This is a genomic window from Erythrobacter sp. HI0063 (assembly GCF_001635685.1).
Lineage (GTDB): Bacteria > Pseudomonadota > Alphaproteobacteria > Sphingomonadales > Sphingomonadaceae > Qipengyuania.
Map to the genome: position 1 here is coordinate 1 of NZ_LWFF01000023.1, position 1,227 is coordinate 1,227.

The 1,227-nt window shown below is 67.4% G+C and carries 2 protein-coding genes; one reads left to right on the forward strand and one right to left on the reverse strand.

Annotation, left to right across the window (positions count from 1 at the left end; genetic code table 11):
• A partial coding sequence (locus A3736_RS01140) for a PH domain-containing protein (protein WP_156501909.1) occupies positions 1-911 on the forward strand: 911 nt, incomplete at its 5' end.
• A gap of 3 nt (positions 912-914) precedes the next feature.
• On the opposite strand, the gene A3736_RS01145 is transcribed toward A3736_RS01140, so the two are convergent.
• Positions 915-1,220, reverse strand: coding sequence for a GNAT family N-acetyltransferase (locus A3736_RS01145; protein WP_067678152.1), 306 nt, complete (start codon positions 1,218-1,220; stop codon positions 915-917).
• Positions 1,221-1,227: the final 7 nt, after the last annotated feature.

The following is a 1,227-nucleotide window of genomic DNA, read 5'->3' on the forward strand; positions in this document are numbered from 1 at the left end:
TGGCAGGCGCGGTCCAGCAGGTGGATTTCCTGCTCGATTTCGACATCTGGGAATGGCGGGAATGGCAGCGATTGCTGGCAGGGCCGGGCGGCTGGCTGCTGGCGCTGGGCGTGGTCGGCCAGGTGATTGCCGGAGCGATCGCGATTATTGCGCTGCTGCTTCTTGGGCTGGTGACGGGCGTCGTCCGCACGGCCTTGCGCGAATGGAACTTCCGGCTGGAGCGGACGGATAAGGGGCTGCGCCGCCGCCGTGGGCTGCTGACCCGCACCGATGTGGTCATGCCGATCCACCGGGTGCAGGCCTTGCGGCTCGGGACCGGGATCGTGCGGCGCCTGTTCGGCTGGCACCGGCTGGGCGTGGTGAGCCTGGCGCAGGACAGCGGCGGCGCCAATCACGACGCGGCTCCATTTGCGCAGATGGACGAAATTGCGCCGATCGTGCGCGAAACCGGATTCCACCTTCCGGCAGGCGATGCGCAATGGCAGCTCGCGTCGAAGCGCTACCGGGTGGACCGGGTGGCGATCGCCGCGCTGGTGCTGCTGCCGATCAGCGCGATTGTCGCGTTTCTCGTCGACGAGCCGTTCTGGATCGCGCCGCTGCTGGTCCTGCTCTGGACGGCGGTGGTGGAAGCGTTCCACTTCCGCCACACGCGGAACGCGCTCGACGCGGATCAGCTTTATTCGCGCCACGGCTGGTTATCCCCGAAGCTGGCGATATCGTCACGCGTGAAGCTGCAATCGGTGGAGATCGCACGCGGGCCGATCGCGCGGCGGCGCGGCTATGCCACGCTGAATCTGGGCCTTGCCGGCGGGAAACTCGCCCTTCCCGGCCTGCCGATCGCCCGCGCCGAAGAATTGCGCCATGCCGTGCTGCAATCGATCGGACGGCGCGATTTCAGCGAATTGCTCTGACCGTCAGTTCGCGGCTTTGAGCTCGCTCCATTCGGGATGGTCGCGAAACGCCTGCGCGACATAGCTGCAGGCGGGGACGATCCTGAAGCCTTCTTCCCGCGCATCGGCGATCAGCGCCTGGACCAGTTCCTTCGCAATGCCGCGTCCGCGCAATTCGGGCGGCGTGAAGGTGTGGTCGGCGACGCGCACATCGTCGCCGCGTGCCTGCCACGTCAGTTCGGCTTCCGCTTCGCTGTCGGCGACCTGGGCGACGTAACGGCCGCGCTGGCCCTGGTTCTCGCGGCTGATGGTGACGGCGGTTTCGGCCATGGATCGG

Bases quoted from the DNA above. Each gene is read 5' to 3' on its own strand.
- A3736_RS01145 (WP_067678152.1), bottom strand. From the start codon at position 1,220: ATGGCCGAAACCGCCGTCACCATCAGCCGCGAGAACCAGGGCCAGCGC.